General features: G+C 69.3%; 19 protein-coding genes and 1 tRNA gene. 13 read left to right on the top strand and 7 right to left on the bottom strand.

What is annotated here, in order from left to right; genetic code table 11:
- Positions 1-22: 22 nt before the first annotated feature.
- On the bottom strand, positions 23-550 hold the full coding sequence (locus A8G15_RS10490) for a MarR family winged helix-turn-helix transcriptional regulator (protein ID WP_068158827.1): 528 nt from the start codon (positions 548-550) through the stop codon (positions 23-25).
- Between the two features lie 202 nt (positions 551-752).
- On the opposite strand from A8G15_RS10490, the gene A8G15_RS10485 reads away from it, so the two are divergent.
- The gene (locus A8G15_RS10485; protein ID WP_068158826.1) at positions 753-1313 is read left to right on the top strand and encodes an arsenate reductase/protein-tyrosine-phosphatase family protein; all 561 of its coding nucleotides are present in this window, start codon (positions 753-755) and stop codon (positions 1311-1313) included.
- A gap of 76 nt (positions 1314-1389) precedes the next feature.
- On the opposite strand, the gene A8G15_RS10480 is transcribed toward A8G15_RS10485, so the two are convergent.
- Genes A8G15_RS10480 through A8G15_RS10470 form a run of 3 tightly spaced genes read right to left on the bottom strand, consistent with a single transcriptional unit; the run spans position 1390 to position 4552 of the window.
- On the bottom strand, positions 1390-2538 hold the full coding sequence (locus tag A8G15_RS10480) for a sulfotransferase family protein (RefSeq protein ID WP_068158824.1): 1149 nt from the start codon (positions 2536-2538) through the stop codon (positions 1390-1392).
- Between the two features lie 59 nt (positions 2539-2597).
- Complete coding sequence (locus A8G15_RS10475; protein WP_068158821.1) at positions 2598-3389, bottom strand: SDR family oxidoreductase; 792 nt, start codon at positions 3387-3389, stop codon at positions 2598-2600.
- Positions 3386-4552, bottom strand: coding sequence for a hypothetical protein (locus A8G15_RS10470; protein ID WP_068158820.1), 1167 nt, complete (start codon positions 4550-4552; stop codon positions 3386-3388). Before A8G15_RS10470 ends, A8G15_RS10475 begins: the two co-directional genes overlap by 4 nt.
- 84 nt (positions 4553-4636) lie before the next feature.
- Between A8G15_RS10470 and A8G15_RS10465 the strand changes: the two genes are divergently transcribed.
- The 6 genes from A8G15_RS10465 to A8G15_RS10440 all read left to right on the top strand — a co-directional run bounded on the left by A8G15_RS10465 (position 4637) and on the right by A8G15_RS10440 (position 11066).
- Positions 4637-5587 carry an IclR family transcriptional regulator gene (locus tag A8G15_RS10465; protein WP_068158818.1) on the top strand — a complete coding sequence of 317 codons (951 nt, stop codon included), beginning with the start codon at positions 4637-4639 and terminating at the stop codon, positions 5585-5587.
- Positions 5588-5736: 149 nt separating this feature from the next.
- Positions 5737-6669, top strand: coding sequence for a sulfate adenylyltransferase subunit CysD (gene cysD / locus A8G15_RS10460; protein WP_068158816.1), 933 nt, complete (start codon positions 5737-5739; stop codon positions 6667-6669).
- Entirely contained in the window at positions 6669-8492 is a 1824-nt protein-coding gene (cysC, locus tag A8G15_RS10455) for an adenylyl-sulfate kinase (RefSeq protein ID WP_068158815.1), read from the top strand. Before cysD ends, cysC begins: the two co-directional genes overlap by 1 nt.
- Complete coding sequence (locus A8G15_RS10450) at positions 8489-9610, top strand: 3'(2'),5'-bisphosphate nucleotidase CysQ (RefSeq protein ID WP_068158813.1); 1122 nt, start codon at positions 8489-8491, stop codon at positions 9608-9610. Before cysC ends, A8G15_RS10450 begins: the two co-directional genes overlap by 4 nt.
- Positions 9611-9670: 60 nt before the next feature.
- The gene (locus tag A8G15_RS10445; RefSeq protein ID WP_068158811.1) at positions 9671-10669 is read left to right on the top strand and encodes an MBL fold metallo-hydrolase; all 999 of its coding nucleotides are present in this window, start codon (positions 9671-9673) and stop codon (positions 10667-10669) included.
- Positions 10670-10700: 31 nt separating this feature from the next.
- Positions 10701-11066 (top strand): limonene-1,2-epoxide hydrolase family protein, encoded by a 366-nt coding sequence (locus tag A8G15_RS10440; protein ID WP_068158809.1) that lies wholly within the window; start codon positions 10701-10703, stop codon positions 11064-11066.
- Positions 11067-11122: 56 nt separating this feature from the next.
- On the opposite strand, the gene A8G15_RS10435 is transcribed toward A8G15_RS10440, so the two are convergent.
- From A8G15_RS10435 to A8G15_RS10425, 3 genes are all read right to left on the bottom strand, one after another.
- Positions 11123-11198, bottom strand: a tRNA-Arg gene (locus tag A8G15_RS10435).
- A 104-nt stretch (positions 11199-11302) separates the two neighbouring features.
- Positions 11303-12010, bottom strand: coding sequence for a DUF305 domain-containing protein (locus A8G15_RS10430; protein ID WP_068158806.1), 708 nt, complete (start codon positions 12008-12010; stop codon positions 11303-11305).
- A 2-nt stretch (positions 12011-12012) separates the two neighbouring features.
- Positions 12013-12846 carry a thioredoxin-like domain-containing protein gene (locus A8G15_RS10425; protein WP_068158805.1) on the bottom strand — a complete coding sequence of 278 codons (834 nt, stop codon included), beginning with the start codon at positions 12844-12846 and terminating at the stop codon, positions 12013-12015.
- Between the two features lie 145 nt (positions 12847-12991).
- Between A8G15_RS10425 and argS the strand changes: the two genes are divergently transcribed.
- From argS to A8G15_RS29805, 6 genes are all read left to right on the top strand, one after another.
- Positions 12992-14644, top strand: a complete 1653-nt coding sequence (gene argS / locus A8G15_RS10420; RefSeq protein WP_068158803.1) for an arginine--tRNA ligase — start codon at positions 12992-12994, stop codon at positions 14642-14644.
- Entirely contained in the window at positions 14641-16062 is a 1422-nt protein-coding gene (gene lysA, locus A8G15_RS10415) for a diaminopimelate decarboxylase (protein WP_068158801.1), read from the top strand. The genes argS and lysA overlap by 4 nt, the downstream gene beginning before the upstream one ends.
- Entirely contained in the window at positions 16059-17384 is a 1326-nt protein-coding gene (locus A8G15_RS10410) for a homoserine dehydrogenase (RefSeq protein ID WP_068158799.1), read from the top strand. Before lysA ends, A8G15_RS10410 begins: the two co-directional genes overlap by 4 nt.
- Positions 17381-18472 carry a threonine synthase gene (thrC, locus tag A8G15_RS10405; RefSeq protein ID WP_068158797.1) on the top strand — a complete coding sequence of 364 codons (1092 nt, stop codon included), beginning with the start codon at positions 17381-17383 and terminating at the stop codon, positions 18470-18472. Before A8G15_RS10410 ends, thrC begins: the two co-directional genes overlap by 4 nt.
- Positions 18473-18545: 73 nt before the next feature.
- The gene (gene thrB, locus A8G15_RS10400) at positions 18546-19475 is read left to right on the top strand and encodes a homoserine kinase (RefSeq protein WP_068158796.1); all 930 of its coding nucleotides are present in this window, start codon (positions 18546-18548) and stop codon (positions 19473-19475) included.
- Between the two features lie 348 nt (positions 19476-19823).
- Positions 19824-20147, top strand: a 324-nt coding sequence (locus tag A8G15_RS29805) for a Rho termination factor N-terminal domain-containing protein (protein WP_211270145.1), incomplete at its 3' end; no start/stop codon positions are given.

Here is a 20147-nt window from a genome sequence, read left to right as displayed (position 1 = left end):
CCCGGTCGTGGACCGGGTACGGTCACCACTTCGTGGGCGAGCCACCGGTGTCGAAGTCGCCGGCGTCGTGCCGCATCCCGGCCAGTATCCGCAGCAGCGATTCGATCTGATCGTCGGGAATGCCGGGCCGTGAGAACACCTCCGCGTTGAGCTTCTCGGTCGTCTCGATCGCCAGTGCCCGTCCCTCGTCGGTGAGTTCGATCAGCGTCGCACGACGGTCGCTCGGATGCGGGGTGCGGCGCACCAGCCCGGCCGACTCGAGCCGGTCCACCGCGTTCGTCACGCTCGTCGGATGCACCTGCAGGCGGGCGCTGGCCTTGGCCATCGGCAGGGCCCCACTACGCGTGAAGTGCAGCAACGTCAGCAGTTCGTAGCGCGCGAAGGTCAGACCGAACGGTTTGAGCACCTCCTCCACCCGGGCCATGAGGATCTGCTGGGCCCGCATCAGCGAAGTCACCACGGCCATGCCGTCCGCGACCTCACCCCAGCCGTGGTCGGTCCACTGGCGGTGGGCTTCGGCGATCGGGTCGAGCGGTAGCGGTGCAGGCATACCCCGATCATCCCACGCCGGAATGCCTGGTCGGGCCGCGGACACGGCACCGGGAGACCGGGCAGGGATCGCGGATCGCGGTTGCGGCGGCGGTGACGGGTGTGAACGGCCGGTGTCGGGCGCCGGAACGGTCGGTGTATCTCCGATGACCACCAACTATGCGCTGCCACCGCGTGTTTCGCTCCCGCTAGAGTGCCGCCCCGTGCACATACTGTTCGTCTGCAGCGGCAACGTGTGCCGCTCGGTGATCGCGGAGCGGCTCACCCGCGCGTACGCCACCGAGCACGGCCTGACCGGGCTCACGGCCGAGAGCGCCGGAACCCGCGCGCTCGTCGGCTATCCCGTCGAACCGCGCACCGCCGCGGTGATCAGGGGTCTCGGCGGCGACCCCTCCGGATTCCGCGCCCGCCGGCTCTGCGAACGGATGGTCGCGGCGGCGGACCTGATCCTGACGATGACCGAGGACCAGCGTGACCGGGCGTCCGCGCTCGCCGCCGGTGCCGCCCCGAAGTCCTTCACACTCCCCGAGGCCCACCGCATCGCGACCCTCACCGGTGCCGACACCGTCGCGCGGCTCGACGTCTTCCGCGACCCGAGCGGGGCGGCGCGCGTCCCCGGGATCTCCGATCCGGTGGGACTGTCCGACCGGGCGTTCGTGGAGGTCGGGGACCGTATCGCCGAGACGCTGTTCCCGCTGCTCGCACGGCTCGCGCCGCTCCTGCCCCGACCGTCCTCGCCCGGGGCCACCGTGCCCCCCGGGTGAGGGGAACCATCATTCGGCCTGTCCGGGTATCGGGTCCCATCACCCGGAGGGCGGGGGCGGCGGTCGGCAGGGGCGGTCAGCGGAAGGCGTAGTCGGGGAAGCGTTCGTCGACGTCGGCGGCGGTCAGCCCGAACTCCTCGAGGGTGTAGCGGTGCACGGGCTTGCGGTCGCCCCGGCGGCTCTCGCCCTGCAGTGCCGCCATCGCCGACTCCGCATCGGCGCTCAGCTCGAGCCCGAACCGGTCGTACAGCGACCCGACGGTGCCGAGAGGGTCGGCGACGAAGTCGCGGTAGTCGACGTCGACGAAGTGCGCCGGGTCGTGGCGGGCGCGGACCTCGCTGAACTTGTCGAACCCGCGCGCCCACAGGTCCAGCTGCCCGCGGCCGATCGTGTCGCCGACGAACACCTCCGACCAGCCGTCGGACGCCTGCGCGGACAGGCTGCACACCGACGGGATGATGGTGCGCGGGTCGCGGTGGGTGACGACGACGAGCGCGTCCGGGTACACGGTGAGCAGTTCGTCCAGTGCGAACAGGTGACTGGGGTTCTTGAGCACCCACCGCTTGTCGGTGTCGTTCATGCCGATGAGCTGAAGATTGCGACGATGCCGCCGGTACGTGCTCGTCCAGTCCTGGTCGGCGAGCCACCCCGAGTAGGTGGGCAGGTGCGCGAGGCATTCGTACGAGACGGACCGGAACGACTGGCGCAGCAGCTGCCAGCACTCCTCGACCTCTCCGGCGGACATGTAGTGCACGCCCATGAACTCGGGGTGCTCGATGTGGTGCTGCGCGAAACCTGCCTCGATGCCCGCGAAGACCGGATCGTCCGCCCACGTGTCGCGGGGCGGTCGCGGTTGGGGCATCTCCGTCAGCCACATCTCGAGGCCCTGGTGCGACGGGTCGGCGGTGAGCAGCCGGTGCAGCGCGGTGGTGCCGGTGCGGGGGAGCCCGGTGACGAAGATGGGCCGGGTGACAGCGACGTCGGCGTGTTCGGGGTGCTGCTTCCACGCGGCCTCGGACAGCAGCCGCGCGACGAGGGCGCCGCGCAGATACACCCGGGCCATCTTGCTGCCGAGCGGGGTCAGTTTCTCGTCCCGGGCGTACGACTCGAGCAGTACGTCGAGGGCTCCGCGGTAGTCGTCGTCACCGAAGTCGGTCAGGCCGGTCCGCCGGCTGGCGGACTCGTGCAGCGATTCGGCGTCGCCGATGGTGGTGCGTTCTGTCATGGTGGACTCCGTCCCCGTGTGCCTTCGTGGCGGCTCCCGCCGCCACGAAGGCACACGGCTCAGTGATGAAATTCGCCGCAGTTGACGTCGAGGCACTGCCCGGTGACGGCCGAGGCCATCGGCGAGGCCAGGAAGATCACCGCGTCGGCGATCTCCTCGGTGGTGGGCAGGCGTCGCAGGTCGGCTGCCGCGGCGGTGTGCTCGTAGATCTGCTCGACCGTGGTGCCGTATTTTCCGGCCTGGTGCTCGAAGTACCCCTGCAGGATCGGACCCCAGATATAGCCGGGGGCAACGGAATTCACTCGTATTCCCTGCGGTCCGAGTTCGGTGGCCAGCGACTGCGACATCGCCAGGAGGGCGGACTTGGCGAGCTTGTAGCTTCCGTACCGTTCCTGCGAATGCCGCAGCACCATCGAATTGATGTTCACCACAGCGCCTTCGGTTGCCGTCAGGGTGGGGGTGAACAGCTGGGTCAGGCGGAGCGCACCGAGGACCGTCAGTTCGACACTGTCACGGATCTGCTGGAAGTCGGTGCGCGCCAGCGGTTTCATGGACGGCACCGAGAAGGCGTTGTTGATCAGCACGTCCACGGCGCCGAATTCGTCGACAGCGGTGGCGACGAGGGCGGCGGCGGACTCGTCGTCGGTGATGTCGGTGGGTACGCTCAGCGCTCGCCGGCCCAGCGCGGTGACCTCCGCCGCGACCTCGTCGAGACGTTCGCGGGTGCGGGCGGCCAGGACGACGTCGGCGCCGTTCTCGGCACAGCGCACCGCCAGTGTGCGGCCCAGGCCGGGACCGACACCCGAGATCGCGACGACTTTGCCTCCCAGCAGTCCCGTCGCCGCGCTCATGCCTGCATCCGATCAGCGATCGCGGTCTGCCGGGCGGCGATCCGCCGGGACCACCCCTCGGCGGTGATGCGGTTGGCTTCGTGGAACGGAAGAGACTCGGCGATCTCGTCGAACGGGACGACCTGCGCTGTGGGACCGTCTGCGGCCGTGAGTTCGCGATCGATGCGCTGCCAGCGGAACTGCAGGATGCCGCGGCTGCGGCCGAGCGTCTCGATCCAATTGGTGATGCCCGGGTTGCGGTTCGAGATCACGATGCGGACGTTGCCGTCCGGATCGACCTGCGCCTGGGAGTTGTTCAGCGACGTCTGGTGGTGGATGTAGTCGAGCGAGATGTACCAGAGGCTGCCGATCTGGAATCCGAGGTAGGGGGCGTCCGAGGCGGGAACGGTGAGGATCATGGCTTCGTCGTCGGCGAGTTCGTAGTGCCCGACGGACGAGTACTGCGTGTCCAGGCCGCCGGGGGTCCGGCGCGGCTCGGTGAGCGTGTTGACCGGCAGTTTCAGGTAGAACCACTCGGGGAACTGCAGCCACGTCTTCACCCGCGAGACGAGCGCGCGACCCGCGCGTTCGTAGCGTTTGACGGCGTCGGCCTGCGTCGGTTCCGGCGCGGGGGTGCCGAGGGTGTCGACGCGATCGATGCGGATGGTGCCGCGTCGCTGTGTCCAGTCGCTGTACACCTCGCGGATGACGAGTTGCGTCGATCCGGGCGCGAGGGTGAAGTAGTTGCGCTCGGGGTCGGCGGGGCCGGGGCCGAAGCGCAGCTCGAACGTGCCGTCGTCCTCCATGCGGATCGCGCGGTCGTCGAACGCGGTGACGTTGCCCGGCACGCCGGCGTCGGTGTAGTTGCCGGCGAGCACCTGGAAGCTCAGGTCGCAGGTGGTGCCGCGGCGGCCCGTGACGACGTATTCGGCGTCGTCGCGCACGGCCGCTCCCCAGTACAGCGTGTCGGGGTTGTCCAGGCCCATCTTGTTGTAGGGGCCCGTGCCGGTGATGAGTACCGGGTGGGTGCTGCTGTGTGCCCAGGCGGCGTGGACGCACGCCGAGATGCCGCCGGAGAGGTAGGCGTAGCCCTCGGCGAGGTCCTGGTCGGTGCGGATGTGCGGCGCGGTGGCGACGATCTTCTCGGCTTCGGAGATCGCCGCGGTGAGTGGATCGGTGAGCACTTCGATCTCCCTGTGGTCCAAATATGTACCGCTGCGGTAGTCTTCGTTTCGCCCGACGATAGAACCTGTTACAGGGAGTGGTCAATGGTTCGTCCCAGTGAGCCCGCGGCGCCGATCCCGGACGCCCCCGAGCCGGCTGCGGGATCCGCGCGGCGTTCGCCCCCGACCGAGCGCGTCGTGCAGGTTCTCGACCACCTCGTCGCTCATCCCGACACACGGTTCGGGCTGTCCGAACTCGCCCGCGAACTGGACCTGAGCAAGCCCACCTGCCTCGGCATCCTCAGCGCGCTCGTCGACGCCGGCTATCTGATGCGCGACCCCGTCGGCAAGACCTACGGGCTCGGACCCGCGCTGATCGTCGCGGGCCGCGCGGCGCAGCGCGGCTTCGCGGTCGGTCCGGTCGCGCACCGGCACCTGGCCGAACTCGGTGCGCGTTTCGACGCTGCGTGCACCGCGTCGGCCGTGGTCGGCGACCGCGTCGCGGTGCTCGACGTCGTCGGACCGCGCGGGGCGACCGCCGCGGCGAGCGTGGGGGAGGTGTTCCCGTTCGCGCCGCCGGTGGGCCTGATGTACGTACTGTGGGACACCGACGAGCGCCTGGAACGGTGGTTGGCGCGCGAACCGACCCTGCCCGTCCGGCTCGACCGCCCGCGTCTGCAGCGCGTGGTCGACGAGTGCCGGCGCACCGGGTATCTCGTCGAATCGCTCACTCCGGGTGGTCAGCGGTTGTTCGCGCTCATGGCCGGGGTGGTCGCGCACGATCTGGCGCCGGAACTGCGCGAACTGCTCGGAGAGCTGGTGTCGAGTCCCGGGGAGCGTGTCCTGTTCCCGGAGGAGGCGCCGGCCGGCGAGTTGCTCGCGGTGAACCTGCTCGCCGCTCCCGCATACGACCCCGACGGACATCAGTCGCTGGTGGTGGTGCTGCACGTCGAGGACGAGATCGACGCTGGGGAGATCGCGCGGCGCGGCGCGGCACTGGTGGCGGCGGCCGACGCGATCACCGCGGAACTCGGTGGGCGGCGTCCCGAGCGCTGAACGCGGAAGGCAGGCTCGCCGCCGGTCGGTCCTGAACCCCCGAATCGACCGTTGACCCGGAATTGGAACTCGTTCTATCGTTGCGGTAGTTCACTTTCGACCGATTCGGTACATATTTGGACCGAACTCTCCGGGCTGGGAGTATTCCGATGACCACGGCGCAGCCGTTCCGACCACCGTCCTACGAGTTGACGCCCCTCGGCGCGCTCGAAGCCGAATCCGTGCACATCTTCCGGGAGGTCGCCGCGACCTTCGAACGTCCCGTGCTGCTGTTCTCCGGCGGCAAGGATTCGGTGGTGATGCTCCACCTCGCCGCCAAGGCCTTCTGGCCGGCTCCGCTGCCGTTCCCGGTGCTGCACATCGATACCGGTCACAACTTCGACGAGCTCATCGAGTTCCGGGACCGTGTCGCCGGAAAGCTCGGCCTGCGCCTGCTCGTCGCGTCCGTCCAGGACGACATCGACGCCGGCCGCGCGGTCGAGGAGACCGGGCCGAACGCCAGCCGCAACCGGCTGCAGACCGGCACCCTGCTGCGCGCCCTGCGGGAAGGCGGCTTCGACGCCGTGTTCGGCGGCGCCCGACGCGACGAGGAGAAGGCCCGCGCCAAGGAGCGCATCTTCAGCTTCCGCGACGAATTCGGGCAATGGGATCCCAAGGCGCAGCGACCCGAACTGTGGCACCTGTACAACGGGCGGCACCGCAAGGGTGAGCACATCCGCGTGTTCCCGCTGTCGAACTGGACCGAACTCGACATCTGGTCCTATCTCCGCGACGAGAACGTCGATCTGCCGTCGTTGTACTACGCACACCGCCGGCCGGTCGTCGAGCGCGACGGAATGCTGCTCGCGCACACCAGGTTCCTGACGCTGCAGCCGGGGGAGGAGACGCGTGAGGCGCTCGTGCGGTTCCGCACCGTCGGCGACGCGACCTGCACCGGATGCGTCGAATCGAACGCCGCCACCGCGGAGGAGGTCGTCGCCGAGGTCGCCGCGAGCCGTATCACCGAACGCGGTGCCACCCGTGCCGACGACCGGATCTCCGAGGCGGGCATGGAAGACCGCAAGAAGGAGGGGTACTTCTGATGTCCCGCATGCTGCGCATCGCGACCGCCGGCAGCGTCGACGACGGCAAATCCACGCTGATCGGCCGGCTGCTGTTCGATTCCAAGGCCGTCTTCGAAGACCAGCTCGACGCCGTCGCCCGCACGAGCCGCGCCCGCGGTGCCGAACACACCGACCTGGCGCTGCTCACCGACGGCCTGCGGGCCGAACGCGAACAGGGCATCACCATCGACGTCGCGTACCGCTACTTCGCGACGCCGCACCGCAGCTTCGTCATCGCCGACACCCCCGGCCACGAGCAGTACACCCGCAACATGGTCACCGGCGCCTCGACCGCCGATCTGGCGCTCATTCTCGTCGACGCCCGCAAGGGAATCCTGGAGCAGACCCGCCGTCACGCGTTCCTGTCGAGCCTGCTCGGCGTGCCGCACCTGGTGCTGTGCGTCAACAAGATGGATTTGGTGGACTGGTCGCAGGAGCGCTTCGACGAGATCTGCGACGAATTCCGGCGTTTCGCAGCGAAATTGGAGATCCACGACCTGAGCTTCGTGCCGATCTCGGCGCTGCAGGGCGACAACGTCGTCAGCCGCACCGCGAACATGCCGTGGTACGAGGGGACCTCGTTGCTGCACCACCTCGAACAGGTGCACATCGGTTCCGATCACAACCTCATCGATGCGCGCATGCCGGTCCAGTACGTCATCCGGCCCGACGCCGACTTCCGTGGTTACGCGGGCACCGTCGCCAGCGGGGTGTTCAAGCCGGGCGACGAGGTGGTGGCTCTGCCCTCCGGATTCGGCACCCGCGTCAAGCGCATCTGGGGTCCCGGTGGTGAACCGCTCGAGTACGCGTTCGCCGACGCCGCCGTGTGCGTCGAACTCGAGGACGAACGTGACATCGGCCGCGGGGACATGCTGTGCCGGCCCAACAACCGACCGCTCGTGGGCTCCGAGATCGACGCGATGGTCTGCTGGCTCACCGAACGCTCGAGCCTGGACCCCGGCACGCGGTACACCCTGCTGCACACCACGAAGGCCGTCCACGCCCGCGCCGTGCGGCTCGACTACCGGCTCGACGTCAACTCGCTGCACCGGGACGAGTCGGCAACAACGTTGCACCTCAACGAGATCGGCCGCATTCAGCTGCGCACTCAGCAGCCGCTTCTGTTCGACCCGTACCGGCGCAACCGCACCACCGGCAGTTTCGTCCTCGTCGACGAGTCCACCGGCAACACCGTCGCCGCCGGCATGATCACCGGTCCCACCCTCGCCGAGACCGGCGCCGTGTGGCATCCCGCCGAGATCGTCCGCGCGGACCGGGCCACCACCGGGCGGACCGTGTGGCTGACCGGCCTGTCCGCGTCCGGGAAATCCACCGTCGCCGCCGAACTCGAACGCCGCCTGCTCGCGGCGGGTGTCCCCGCGTACCGGCTGGACGGCGACAACCTGCGTCACGGTCTCAACGCCGACCTCGGATTCGGACCCGAGGACCGCGCCGAGAACGTGCGTCGCGTCGGTGCGGTCGCCCAGTTGATGGCCGATGCCGGCCTGGTCGCGATCTGCTCGCTGATCAGTCCCTATCGGGCCGATCGCGACCGTATCCGGCAGCAGCACGCCGACGCCGGCCTCCCGTTCCTCGAGGTGTTCGTCGACACTCCGCTGGCCGACTGCGAGGCCCGCGACCCCAAGGGCATGTACGCCCGCGCCCGTGCCGGCGAGATCACCGGCTTCACCGGCGTCGACGACCCGTACGAGCCGCCGCGGAGGCCCGACCTGGTGCTCCGCCCGTCCGACGGCGATCCGGTCGCCCAGGCGGCCCGGATCATGGAAGTGTTGGGCGCATGACCGACGATGCTGTCCTGGCCGCCGAGATCGCCTCGGCTGCAGGTGAACTGTTGCTGACCGTCCGGGCCGCCGAGGCCGAGACCCTCACCGGCCGGGAACTCGGCCGGCGCGGTGACCGCGATGCGAACTCGCTCATCCTCGATCTGCTCGCCGAGCGCCGCCCCGGTGACGCCGTGCTCTCCGAGGAGTCCGCGGACGATCCCGCTCGCGTCGACGCCGAGCGGGTCTGGATCATCGATCCGCTCGACGGGTCGAAGGAATACGGGATGCCGGGCCGTTCCGACTGGGCGGTGCACGTGGCGTTGTGGGAGGCAGGACGCGGCCTCACCGCCGCCGCGGTCGCCCAGCCGGGTCTCGGCGCGGTCTACAGCACGGACGGGCCGCCGATCGTCGAGCGGCGCCCGCTCGACGACGGCCGGCCCGCGATCGTCGTCAGCGGCAGCCGCCCGCCCGAGTTCGTCGGGGAGGTCGCCCGGGCCGTCGGCGCCGACCTCGTGCCCATGGGCTCCGCCGGCGCGAAGGCGATGGCCGTGCTGCGGGGCGAGGTCGACGCATATGTCCACGCCGGTGGCCAGTGGGAATGGGATTCGGCGGCTCCGGTCGCCGTCGCGCAGGCGGCGGGACTGTTCTGCGCCCGCATCGACGGCAGCGAACTCGAATACAACCGGCCGCACCCCTACCTGCCCGATCTGGTGATCTGCCGACCGGACTGGGCGCCGGCGCTCATGACGGCGATCGCCGAACACGCGACCGCCCGGGCCGACAGCCCGCGGGTTGCGATGGCCCGCGCGTACATCCGGTCGCTGATCAGCCACGACGCATCGCACGTACGGTTGGCCGCGGACGCCTGGCGGGTGGAGAACGGGCAACGCACCGGCGACACCGGCGCCGAGATCCGGGAGCAGCTCGAGCAGGGTCCGGAATACCGGCCGCTCCGGCGGGTGCGCGACCTGACGTTCCACGAGTGGCATCACGACGTCGTCGCACGGTTCCTGCTCGACATGGACGCAGGCGCCGATGCGGAGACGACCGTGTCGGTCACCGAGCATTTCCGGATCCCGGCGGGGGAGATCCGCTCGATTCTCGCGATAATCGAGCCCCATCGGCAGAATAGTTGAACCCTTTGCGCTAGCTTCGAAGAAGTTGATGCAGTAGTGCAGATTTCGGAGGCGGCAAGAATGGAACAACTCAACGAAGCCCGGGACATCGGGGACGGCATCCACGCGATCCCCGTTCCCGTCGCGGACCTGCCGGTCGGCGACACCCAGGTGTACGCGGTCGAGTCCCCGCGCGGCGTGATCCTCGTGGACGTGGGATGGAACAACGACACCTCCTGGAACGCGCTGCAGACCGGACTCGCGTCGGCCGGGCTGTCGGTGACCGACGTCGAAGGCGTGGTCGTCACGCACTTCCATCCCGACCACGTCGGCCTCACCGGCCGCATCCGCGAAGCATCCGGATGCTGGGTCGGCATGCACGAGGCGGACTTCGAGCAACTCGGGCACATGATGGCCGGACACGACTGGACGAACCGGGAACTCGACCAGTGGCTCAAGGCCGGGGCGCCCGCCGAGCAGATCGAGGTGTTCCTCGCCGCCGGCCGCGACAGCGGCGGCGTGCCGGACGAGAAGCCCGACCGGATCCTGAAGGCCGACGAGGTGATCCCGCTCGCCGGGCGCACCCTGCGCACCGTGTTCACCCCCGGCCACACACCGGGCCACGCGTGCTTCTACATCGAGGAACACGGCATCCTCTTCAGCGGTGATCACGTACTCGCCAAGACCACCCCACACATCGGCGAGTTCGACTTCCCCGTCGCCGAACGCGACGCGCTGGGGGAGTTCCTCGATTCGCTGCGGGCCGTCGCGTCCCTGCCCGCGCGGCGCACCCTGCCCGCGCACCGTCAGCCCATCGACGACCTCGCCGCCCGGACCGAGGCGCTCGTCGAACACCACGAACGCCGCCTCGACGATCTCTACGATTCGTTCGGGGACGAGGAGCTGACGTTGTGGCAGGCCACCGAACGCATGAAGTGGTACCGGCCGTGGGACGAAACCCCGCCTCGCGGTAAGCAGATGGCCATGTCCGAAGGCTCGGCGCACATCCGCCACCTCATCGAGCGGGGCCGCGCGCGGCGTGTCCCCGGAACCGACCCGGCGCGGTTCGTCCGCGTGTGATCCTCGATCGGACCGCCACAGGAGGGAAGCGATGACACCGGAACAGCTCGTGACCGAATTCTGCGCCGCCTGGGCGGATCCGGAACCGGCCGCGCTCGCCGCGTACTTCACCGACGATGCGGTGTACCACAACATTCCGTTGGAGGCGGTCCACGGCCGGGCTGCCATCGAGGAGTACTTCGCCGGGATGGTCGCGTCGTTCGGCGGAATCGACTTCCGCATCCACCGGCAGTTGGCGAACGGCAACCTGGTCCTCAACGAACGCGTCGACGTGTTGACGGTGAACGGGCGCACGGTCGAAGTGCCCGTCATGGGCTCGTTCGAGGTGGCCGACGGGAAGATCACCGCGTGGCGGGACTACTTCGACATGGGGTCGCTGACCGCGCCGGCCGAGTAGACCGGACGACAGAAGACGGGCCCCGCTTCGAAATCGAAGCGGGGCCCGTCTTCTCGTGGTGCCCTCGGCAGGATTCGAACCTGCGACTTCTTGCTCCGGAGGCAAGCGCTCTATCCCCTGAGCTACGAGGGCAATCCGGAACCACCGGCTGACCGGCGGTGCGGAGTTAGCCTAGCGCATTGTTGCCCATACGCCACATCGCCTGGTCAGCAGGGGTTTTTCGGCCCGGATGGGCGTCAGTTCATCGGTAGCGGCTGCGCGCCGCGCTCGGTGAGCATCGACGTCATCAGCTGCGACTCGGCGGTCTGCGTGTCCACCATCGTCTGCGCCAGCGTCCGCACGGCAGCCACCTCGGCATGTTCGGCGCCGTACTCCATCATCGGCAGGCCGCCCTCGTGGTGCCGCAACATCAACTGCAGGAACAGCACGTCGAGTTCGGGACCCGAGGCGGCCCGCAGCGCCGCCAGTTCCTCCGACGTCGCCATTCCGGGCATCGGACCCGATCCCGCGCCTGCCGAGTCGTGTCCGGCCGTCCCGTGGCCGGCATGGCCGTCCATGTGCGCGTCGTCGTCGCCCATCCACGTCATGTACTCACCGGTGGGCAGCGGCGCGCGGTCCCACAACGTCAGCCAGCCCTGCATCTGGCCGACCTGGTTCTGCTGGGTCGTGAGGATGTCGTACGCCAGGTTCTTCACCCGCTGATCCGACGACCCGGTGAGCGCGACGGTCGCCATCTCGATCGCCTGGTTGTGGTGCACGCTCATGTCCTGGGAGAAACCGACGTCCACGGAATCGGCCGCCGGAACGTCCTGCGCATCCCCGTGCGGAATCAGGAAACCGAGCAGGAAACCGATCGCGACCGCGGCGATCACCCCGAGTACCACCAGCGTCCGGCGCTGTCCGGAGCCCGCGACGGGCCGATCCTGCGAGAGATCGTCGCTCATGGTCAGCTACCCGCCGGAGCCTGCATGTCCGTCTGCACCTCGGCGGTGTCGACGGTTCCGCCGTCCATCGGCACCGCGTCGGGGCCCGGAGCCGACGGATCGAACGGCGGCGGGTTCGCCGGATCGAACGAGCCGGGGATCGTCGCGCAGCTCGCACCGACCTCCGGGTACGTGTAGCGGTTCTGGCGCAGCGAGGCGATGAAGTGGTCGATCCGCTCGTCGTCGGCGGAATCCACCGCGAGCTGATGACCCCACGACTGCAGCGAGATCGGCGAGGACTGACCCGGGTACGGCGACATCATGGTGTACGACTTGCCGTCGACCTTCGCGCTGAGCGTGTCGATCGCGGCGGCATCGACCAGATCCGGGTTGTAGGTGATCCACACCGCACCGTGCTCGAGCGAATGCACCGCGTTCTCGGTGCGGATCGCGTCCGGGTAGACGGTGCCGGTGCACGTCGCCCAGATCGCGTCGTGCGGCCCACCGAACGGCGGGGTGCGGTCGTAGGCGACGCGCTGCGTCGAATCGATGTGCTGACCCGCGGGATACTCGACCGTCACGACCCCGTCGATCTCGCTCGACGGATCCTGGTTCGATTCCGACGGCGTCCAGGCCGCGAGCTCCTGCTGATCCTGGTACTTCGGGATGATGCTCACCGCGATCACGGCGATCAGAGCGACGACTGCGACGACGCCACCGATCACCATCCAGGGGATCTGACGCTGCTTGGGAAGTCCGCGGCTCCCGCCGCTCTTCTTCGCCGCGGCCGAAATGGCCTTCGCGGACTTGGCGCCGGACTTCTTGCCGGAACCACCGTTCACCGAACCGCTGGGCATCGCTGGTAGCTCTTTCGATCGGACGGACAACATCGGATGGACAACGAGACCGCGGCCCCGGGCCGCGTGCCCCCACAACTGTACGGGCGTGCTCATGCGGGGCACCGTCGGTGCTCGTCCGCCCCAGCCAATAGGATGAACCCCTGTGACTCCTGCCGACCTTGCCGAACTGCTCCACGGAACCGCTGCGAGGGTGCTCGCCGAGCGTGACCTCGACGTGTCCGTCCTGCCCGAGACCCTCACCGTCGAGCGGCCCAGGAACCCGGAGCACGGCGACTATGCGACCAACGTGGCGATGCAGGTCGCGAAGAAGGCCGGCGTGAATCCGCGCGAGCTCGCGACCTGGCTCGCCGAGGCCCTCACCGCCGCCGACGGCATCGACTCCGCCGACGTCGCGGGGCCGGGCTTCCTCAACATTCGTCTCGCGGCCGACGCGCAGGGCGCGATCGTCGCGAACGTGCTCGGCGAGCTCACGGCGTACGGCAACGCCGACACCCTCGCCGGACGCAGGATCAACCTCGAATTCGTGTCCGCGAACCCCACCGGCCCGATCCACCTCGGCGGCACCCGCTGGGCCGCCGTCGGCGACGCGCTCGGCCGGATCCTGTCGACGCAGGGCGCCGAGGTCACCCGCGAGTACTACTTCAACGACCACGGCGCGCAGATCGACCGTTTCACGCGGTCGCTGATCGCCGCCGCCAAGGGCGAACCGGCCCCCGAGGACGGGTACGCCGGCGACTACATCGTCGACATCGCCGCAGCCGTGCAGAAGCAGGCGCCCGGGGCGCTCGAGCTGCCCGAGGCCGAACAGCACGAGACGTTCCGGTCCATCGGCGTCGACCTGATGTTCGCGCACATCAAGCGCACGCTGCACGAGTTCGGCGTCGACTTCGACGTGTACTTCCACGAGAACTCGCTGTTCGAGTCCGGCGCGGTCGACAAGGCCGTCGAGACGCTCAAGAGCTCCGGCAACCTGTACAACGCGGACGGCGCCTGGTGGCTCAAGAGCACCGACTTCGGCGACGACAAGGACCGCGTCGTCATCAAGTCCGACGGTCACGCCGCCTACATCGCCGGCGACATCGCCTACTTCCAGGACAAGCGCTCGCGCGGCTTCGACCTGTGCATCTACATGCTCGGCGCCGACCACCACGGCTACATCGGCCGCCTCAAGGCCGCGGCGGCCGCGTTCGGCGACGACCCCGACACCGTCGAGGTCATGATCGGCCAGATGGTCAACCTCGTCCGTGACGGCCAGGCCGTGAAGATGAGCAAGCGTGCCGGCACCGTCATCACCCTCGACGACCTCGTCGAAGCGATCGGCGTCGACGCCGCCCGCTACTCGCTGGTGCGGTCCTCGGTCGACCAGAGCATCGACATCGACCTCGAACTGTGGGCCTCGACCGGCAACGAGAACCCGGTGTACTACGTGCAGTACGCGCACGCCCGCCTGTCGTCGATCGCGCGCAACGCCGCCGACCTCGGGCTCGGGGGTGAAGGCGCGAACCTCGCGCTGCTCACCCACGACCGCGAAGGCGACCTGATCCGCACCATCGGCGAATACCCGCGCGTCGTCGCGAAGGCCGCGGAACTGCGCGAACCGCACCGCGTCGCGCGCTACCTCGAGGAACTCGCCGGCACCTACCACCGGTTCTACGACGCGTGCCGCATCCTCCCGCAGGGCGACGAGGAGCCCGGCGATCTGCACACCGCGCGGCTCGCGCTGTGCGCGGCGGCACGCCAGGTTCTCGCCAACGGCCTCGGCCTGCTCGGCGTCAGCGCTCCGGAGCGGATGTGAACGCGCATCCCGCCGGGCCCCGGCACGCCGAGATCCCGCACGCACCGGGACTGTCCGAACGACCCGCGACCACCGAGGAAGTGAACGCGCTGCACCCGCAGGTGTGGCCGCGCGGCACGAGCCGCGGCGACGACGGTGTGATGCGTATCGCCGGTGTCCCGGTCACCGAACTCGCCGAGAAGTACGGCACACCGCTGTTCGTGATCGACGAGGCCGACTTCCGGTCCCGCTGCCGCGACATCGCCACCGCCTTCGGTCCCGACACCAAGGTGCACTACGCGTCCAAAGCGTTCCTGTGCAGCGAGATCGCCCGCTGGGTGCACCAGGAGGGACTGTCCCTCGACGTCGCCTCCGGCGGTGAACTCGCGGTCGCGCTGCACGCCGGGTTCCCCGCCGAGAAGATCGCGATGCACGGCAACAACAAGTCCGTCGCCGAACTGCGCACCGCGGTCGCGGCCGGCGTCGGGCACATCGTGCTCGACTCGATGGCCGAGATCGATCGGCTCGACGCGATCGCCGGGGAAACCGGTGTCGTCCAGGACGTCCTGATCCGCGTCACGGTCGGGGTCGAGGCGCACACCCACGAGTTCATCTCCACCGCGCACGAGGACCAGAAGTTCGGTCTCTCGCTGGCCGGGGGGGTGGCCATGGCCGCCGTGCGCCGCGTCTTCGAGACCGACAACCTGCGGCTGGTCGGCCTGCACAGTCACATCGGTTCGCAGATCTTCGACGTCGACGGGTTCGAACTGGCCGCGCACCGGGTGATCGGCCTGTTGCGCGACATCGTCGCCGAGTTCGGCGTCGAGAAGACCTCGCAGCTGAACATCGTCGACCTCGGCGGTGGCCTCGGCATCTCGTACGTGCCGAGCGACGACCCGCCGCCGGTCGCGGACCTGGCGGCGAAGCTGCGCGACATCGTGCGCACCGAGTCCGCCCTGGCCGGGTTGCCCACGCCGACGCTCGCGGTCGAGCCGGGCCGGGCGATCGCCGGCCCGGGCACGATCACCCTCTACGAGGTCGGCACCGTCAAGGACGTCGCCGTCGCGGCCGGGCAGGCCCGCCGCTACATCAGCGTCGACGGCGGAATGAGCGACAACATCCGCACCTCCCTGTACCAGGCCGAGTACGAGTCCCGGCTGGTGTCCCGCGTCAGCGACGCCGACCCGGTCGTCGCGCGCGTGGTGGGGAAGCACTGTGAGAGCGGCGACATCGTGATCCGCGACACCTGGATGCCCGAGGATGTCGGCGCCGGTGATTTGCTGGCGGTCGCCGCGACCGGTGCATACTGCTACTCGATGTCCAGCAGGTACAACCTGCTGCCCCGTCCCGCCGTCGTGGCGGTCCGGGACGGCGCGTCACGCGTCGTCCTTCGTCGGGAATCCGTGGAAGATCTGCTCAGCTTGGAGGTTACGGAGTGACGACCGAAACGGAGACCAGTCGATCGCCGCGTTCCGTCGGCGTGGCTGTGCTCGGCCACGGCACCGTCGGCGCGGAAGTCGTCCGCATCATCCGGGACGACGCGGCTGATCTCGAAGCGCGTATCGGTGCGCCGCTGGAGTTGCGAGGCGTCGCGGTGCGCACCGTCTCGGAGGACCGGGGTATCCCGGTCGAGCTGCTCACCACCGACGCGGAATCCCTGATCACCCGCGACGACGTGGACATCGTGGTCGAGGTCATCGGCGGCATCGACCTGCCCCGCAAGCTCGTGCGGGCCGCGCTCGACGCCGGCAAGTCCGTGGTCACGGCGAACAAGGCACTGCTGGCCGAGTACACCGGCGAACTGGCCGAGGCCGCGGAGGCCAAGCGCGTCGACCTGTACTTCGAGGCCGCCGTCGCCGGTGCGATCCCGGTGATCCGCCCGTTGACGCAGTCCCTCGCGGGCGATCGCGTCAACCGGGTGATCGGCATCGTCAACGGCACCACCAACTACATCCTGTCCGCGATGGACGAGACCGGCGCCGACTACGCCGAGGCGCTCGCCGAAGCCGGCCGCCTGGGCTACGCCGAGGCGGACCCGACCGCGGACGTCGAAGGTTTCGACGCCGCCTCGAAGGCCGCGATCCTCGCGTCCATCGCCTTCCACACCCGGGTCACCGCCGGCGACGTGTACCGCGAGGGCATCTCGAAGATCACCGCGGCAGATCTCACCACGGCGCGCGCCCTGAACTACAACGTCAAGCTCCTCGCGATCTGCGAGCGCATCACCGGCGAGGACGGCAAGGAGAAGGTGTCCGCGCGGGTCTATCCGGCGCTGATCCCGCGGGAGCATCCGCTGGCCAGTGTCGCCGGCGCGTTCAACGCCGTGGTCGTCGAGGCCCAGGCGTCCGGCCGGCTGATGTTCTACGGCCAGGGCGCCGGCGGCGCCCCCACCGCGTCCGCGGTGATGGGTGACCTCGTGATGGCCGCGCGCAACCGCGTGCAGGGTGGTCGCGGACCGCTCGAATCGCGCTACGCCGATCTCGAGATCGCGCCGATGAGCGAGATCGTGACCCGCTACTACGTGAACCTGCAGGTCGCGGACCGGGCCGGTGTGCTCGCCGCCGTGGCCGCCGAGTTCTCCAAGCGCGGGGTCAGCATCTCCGCCGTGCGCCAGGAAGGCGCCGGGGACGGTGCGCGCCTGGTGGTGCTCACGCACCGCGCCACCGACGAAGCGTTGTCGAGTACCGTCGCAGCACTCGACCAGCTCGAATCCGTAACTGCTGTGACCAGTGTCCTGAGACTGGAGGGATCCGCCGAATGAGCGCGGCCGAGAAGAACATCACCCCCGTGCACACGCCGTGGCCGGGCCTGATCGAGGCGTACCGCTCTCGCCTGCCGATCGGTGAGGGCTGGAAGACGGTGACGCTGCGCGAGGGTGGAACGCCGCTGCTGCCGGCCCCCCGCCTCTCCGAGATCACCGGCTGTGACGTCCACGTCAAGGTCGAGGGACTCAACCCCACCGGTTCCTTCAAGGACCGCGGCATGACGATGGCCGTCACCGAGGCGCTGGCGACCGGCAAGCAGGCCGTGCTGTGTGCCTCCACCGGCAACACGTCGGCCTCGGCTGCCGCGTACGCATCCCGTGCCGGCATCGGCTGCGCGGTGCTGGTGCCGCAGGGCAAGATCGCCATGGGCAAGCTCGCCCAGGCCGTCATGCACGGCGCGAAGATCGTGCAGGTCGAGGGCAACTTCGACGACTGCCTCGAGCTGGCCCGCAAGACCACTGCCGAGTTCCGGACCATCGGCTTGGTCAACTCGGTCAACCCGGTCCGTATCGAGGGACAGAAGACCGCGGCGTTCGAGATCGTCGACGCGCTCGGCGACGCACCCGACGTGCACGTGCTTCCGGTCGGCAACGCCGGCAACATCACCGCGTACTGGAAGGGTTACTCCGAGTACTTCGCGGACGGCCTCAGCACCCGCCGTCCGCGCATGCTCGGTGTGCAGGCCGCCGGCGCGGCCCCGCTCGTTCTGGGACACCCGGTCAAGGATCCCGAAACCATCGCCACCGCCATCCGGATCGGCGCGCCCGCGTCGTGGAACGGCGCGGTCGCCGCGAAGGAGGAGTCGGACGGCGCGTTCCGTGCCGCCACCGACGACGAGATTCTCGAGGCGTACCACCTGCTAGCGAAGTCCGAGTCGATCTTCGTCGAGCCTGCGTCGGCCGCCTCGATCGCCGGTCTGCTCGCGGCCAGCAAGGAAGGCTGGCTACCTCGCGGCCTGCGTGTTGTGTGCACCGTCACAGGAAATGGCCTCAAGGACCCGGACACCGCACTGCGCGACGTTCCCGTGGTGCAGCCGATCCCGGTCGACCCGGTCGCTGTGGCCTCGGCACTCGAGCTGGCCTAGGACTCGAGCAGGCACGGTGACCGCTTCGCCCTCCTCTGTTGTTGGGAATCACGCTGGTGTTGGGAATCACGACATGACGCAGACTCTGCCGGTAGGAATCTCGGTGACGGCCCGGGTTCCCGCGTCGAGTGCGAATCTGGGACCCGGATTCGACTCGCTCGGTCTCGCCCTCGGGCTGTACGACGAGATCACCGTCACGACAACCGGATCCGGCCTCGACGTCCGCGTCGAAGGGGAGGGCGCCGAAGAGGTGCCGTGGGGTCCCACCCACCTGGTGGTGCGTGCCGTCGAGCGTGGCCTCGAAGCCGCGGGTGTGTGGGCGGACGGCCTGGACATCGTGTGCCGCAACGTCATTCCCCACTCGCGGGGGCTCGGCTCGTCCGCGTCCGCCGTCGTCGGCGGACTCGCCGCGGCGAACGGCCTGGTGCGGAAGGTCGCGCCCGAGCGGGTGCTCGACGACGCGCAGCTCGTGCAGCTCTCCTCCGAGTTCGAGGGGCACCCGGACAACGCGTCGGCGAGCGTGCTCGGCGGTGCGGTCGTGTCGTGGAGCGAAGCGGGGGTGGACGCCGAGCAGCGTGCCTACCGGGCCGTGACGCTGCCGGTGGACCCGGCGATCAAGGTCGTGGTGCTGGTCCCCGCGGTTCGGTCCTCGACCGCGCACACCCGCGGCCTGTTGCCGGATCTCGTGCCGCATCGGGATGCCTCGTTCAACGTCAGCCGCGCCGCGCTCGCGGTGGTCGCGCTGACCCGGCGTCCCGACCTGTTGATGCCCGCGACCGAGGACATGCTGCACCAGGCGCAGCGGGCTCCGGCGCTGCCGCTCACGACCAAGTGGATCGCGGTGCTGCGCGAGGCCGGGATCGCTGCGACGGTGTCCGGCGCCGGACCCACCGTGCTGGCGTTGACGACCGAACCGTTCCCCGCCGAGTTGCGTGCCGCGGCGGAAGCGGACGATCTCGCCGTCCTCGAACTCGACGTCGCCGGCGGCGTCCAGGTGCTCTGAGAACCGTCGATGCGAGGGGCGGAACACGCCGGTCCGGGCGGTGTTCTTGCTCAACGTACAGTTCGTCGCTATCCTGTGGTTTGTCCGCACGTCGTGCGTTTCAGCCGTCGGCTTCTTCAGGGTATTGTCTCCAGCTCCATCGGAGCGCCAGATCCTGGACCGATCCTCAGTTGTCCTCGTCTCGAGGGGTCAAGGGACTGCAATTGCCGGGGGATGGCGTGATAGCGGACGTGCCGACCGTTCGATTCCGTGAACACGTACGGCAAATCCCGGATCGGTGTACGAACTGATCTGTGGGAACGAACCCTCGACTCTGCGTGGCGCGAGTGAGGGAAGGAAAGGATCTCCGTGACCGATACGGATCTGATCGCTACGCCTGTTCTCGACGCCCCGGGGTCATCCGCGGGGGCGCAGGCGGACGATTCTTCGCAGACCTCTTCGCCGCGCGCCGCCGGGCGCCGCGGTGCCGGCCTCTCGGGCATGGTGCTCGCCGAGCTGCGGACCCTCGCGGCCGAACTCGGCATCAAGGGCACTTCCGGGATGCGCAAGGGCGACCTGATCGCCGCGATCAAGGAACGCCAGGGTGGGGGCGCGTCGAGCGCTCCGGCCACAACGAACAAGGCGGCGGCCTCCGAGGAGGAACCCGCCGCCGAGACCGCGCGGCCCGCGCGG

This window comes from Rhodococcus phenolicus (genome assembly GCF_001646785.1).
Classification (GTDB): domain Bacteria; phylum Actinomycetota; class Actinomycetes; order Mycobacteriales; family Mycobacteriaceae; genus Rhodococcus; species Rhodococcus phenolicus.
Note: the sequence above shows the minus strand (reverse complement) of the source record. Positions and strands in the feature narration are given on the sequence as shown.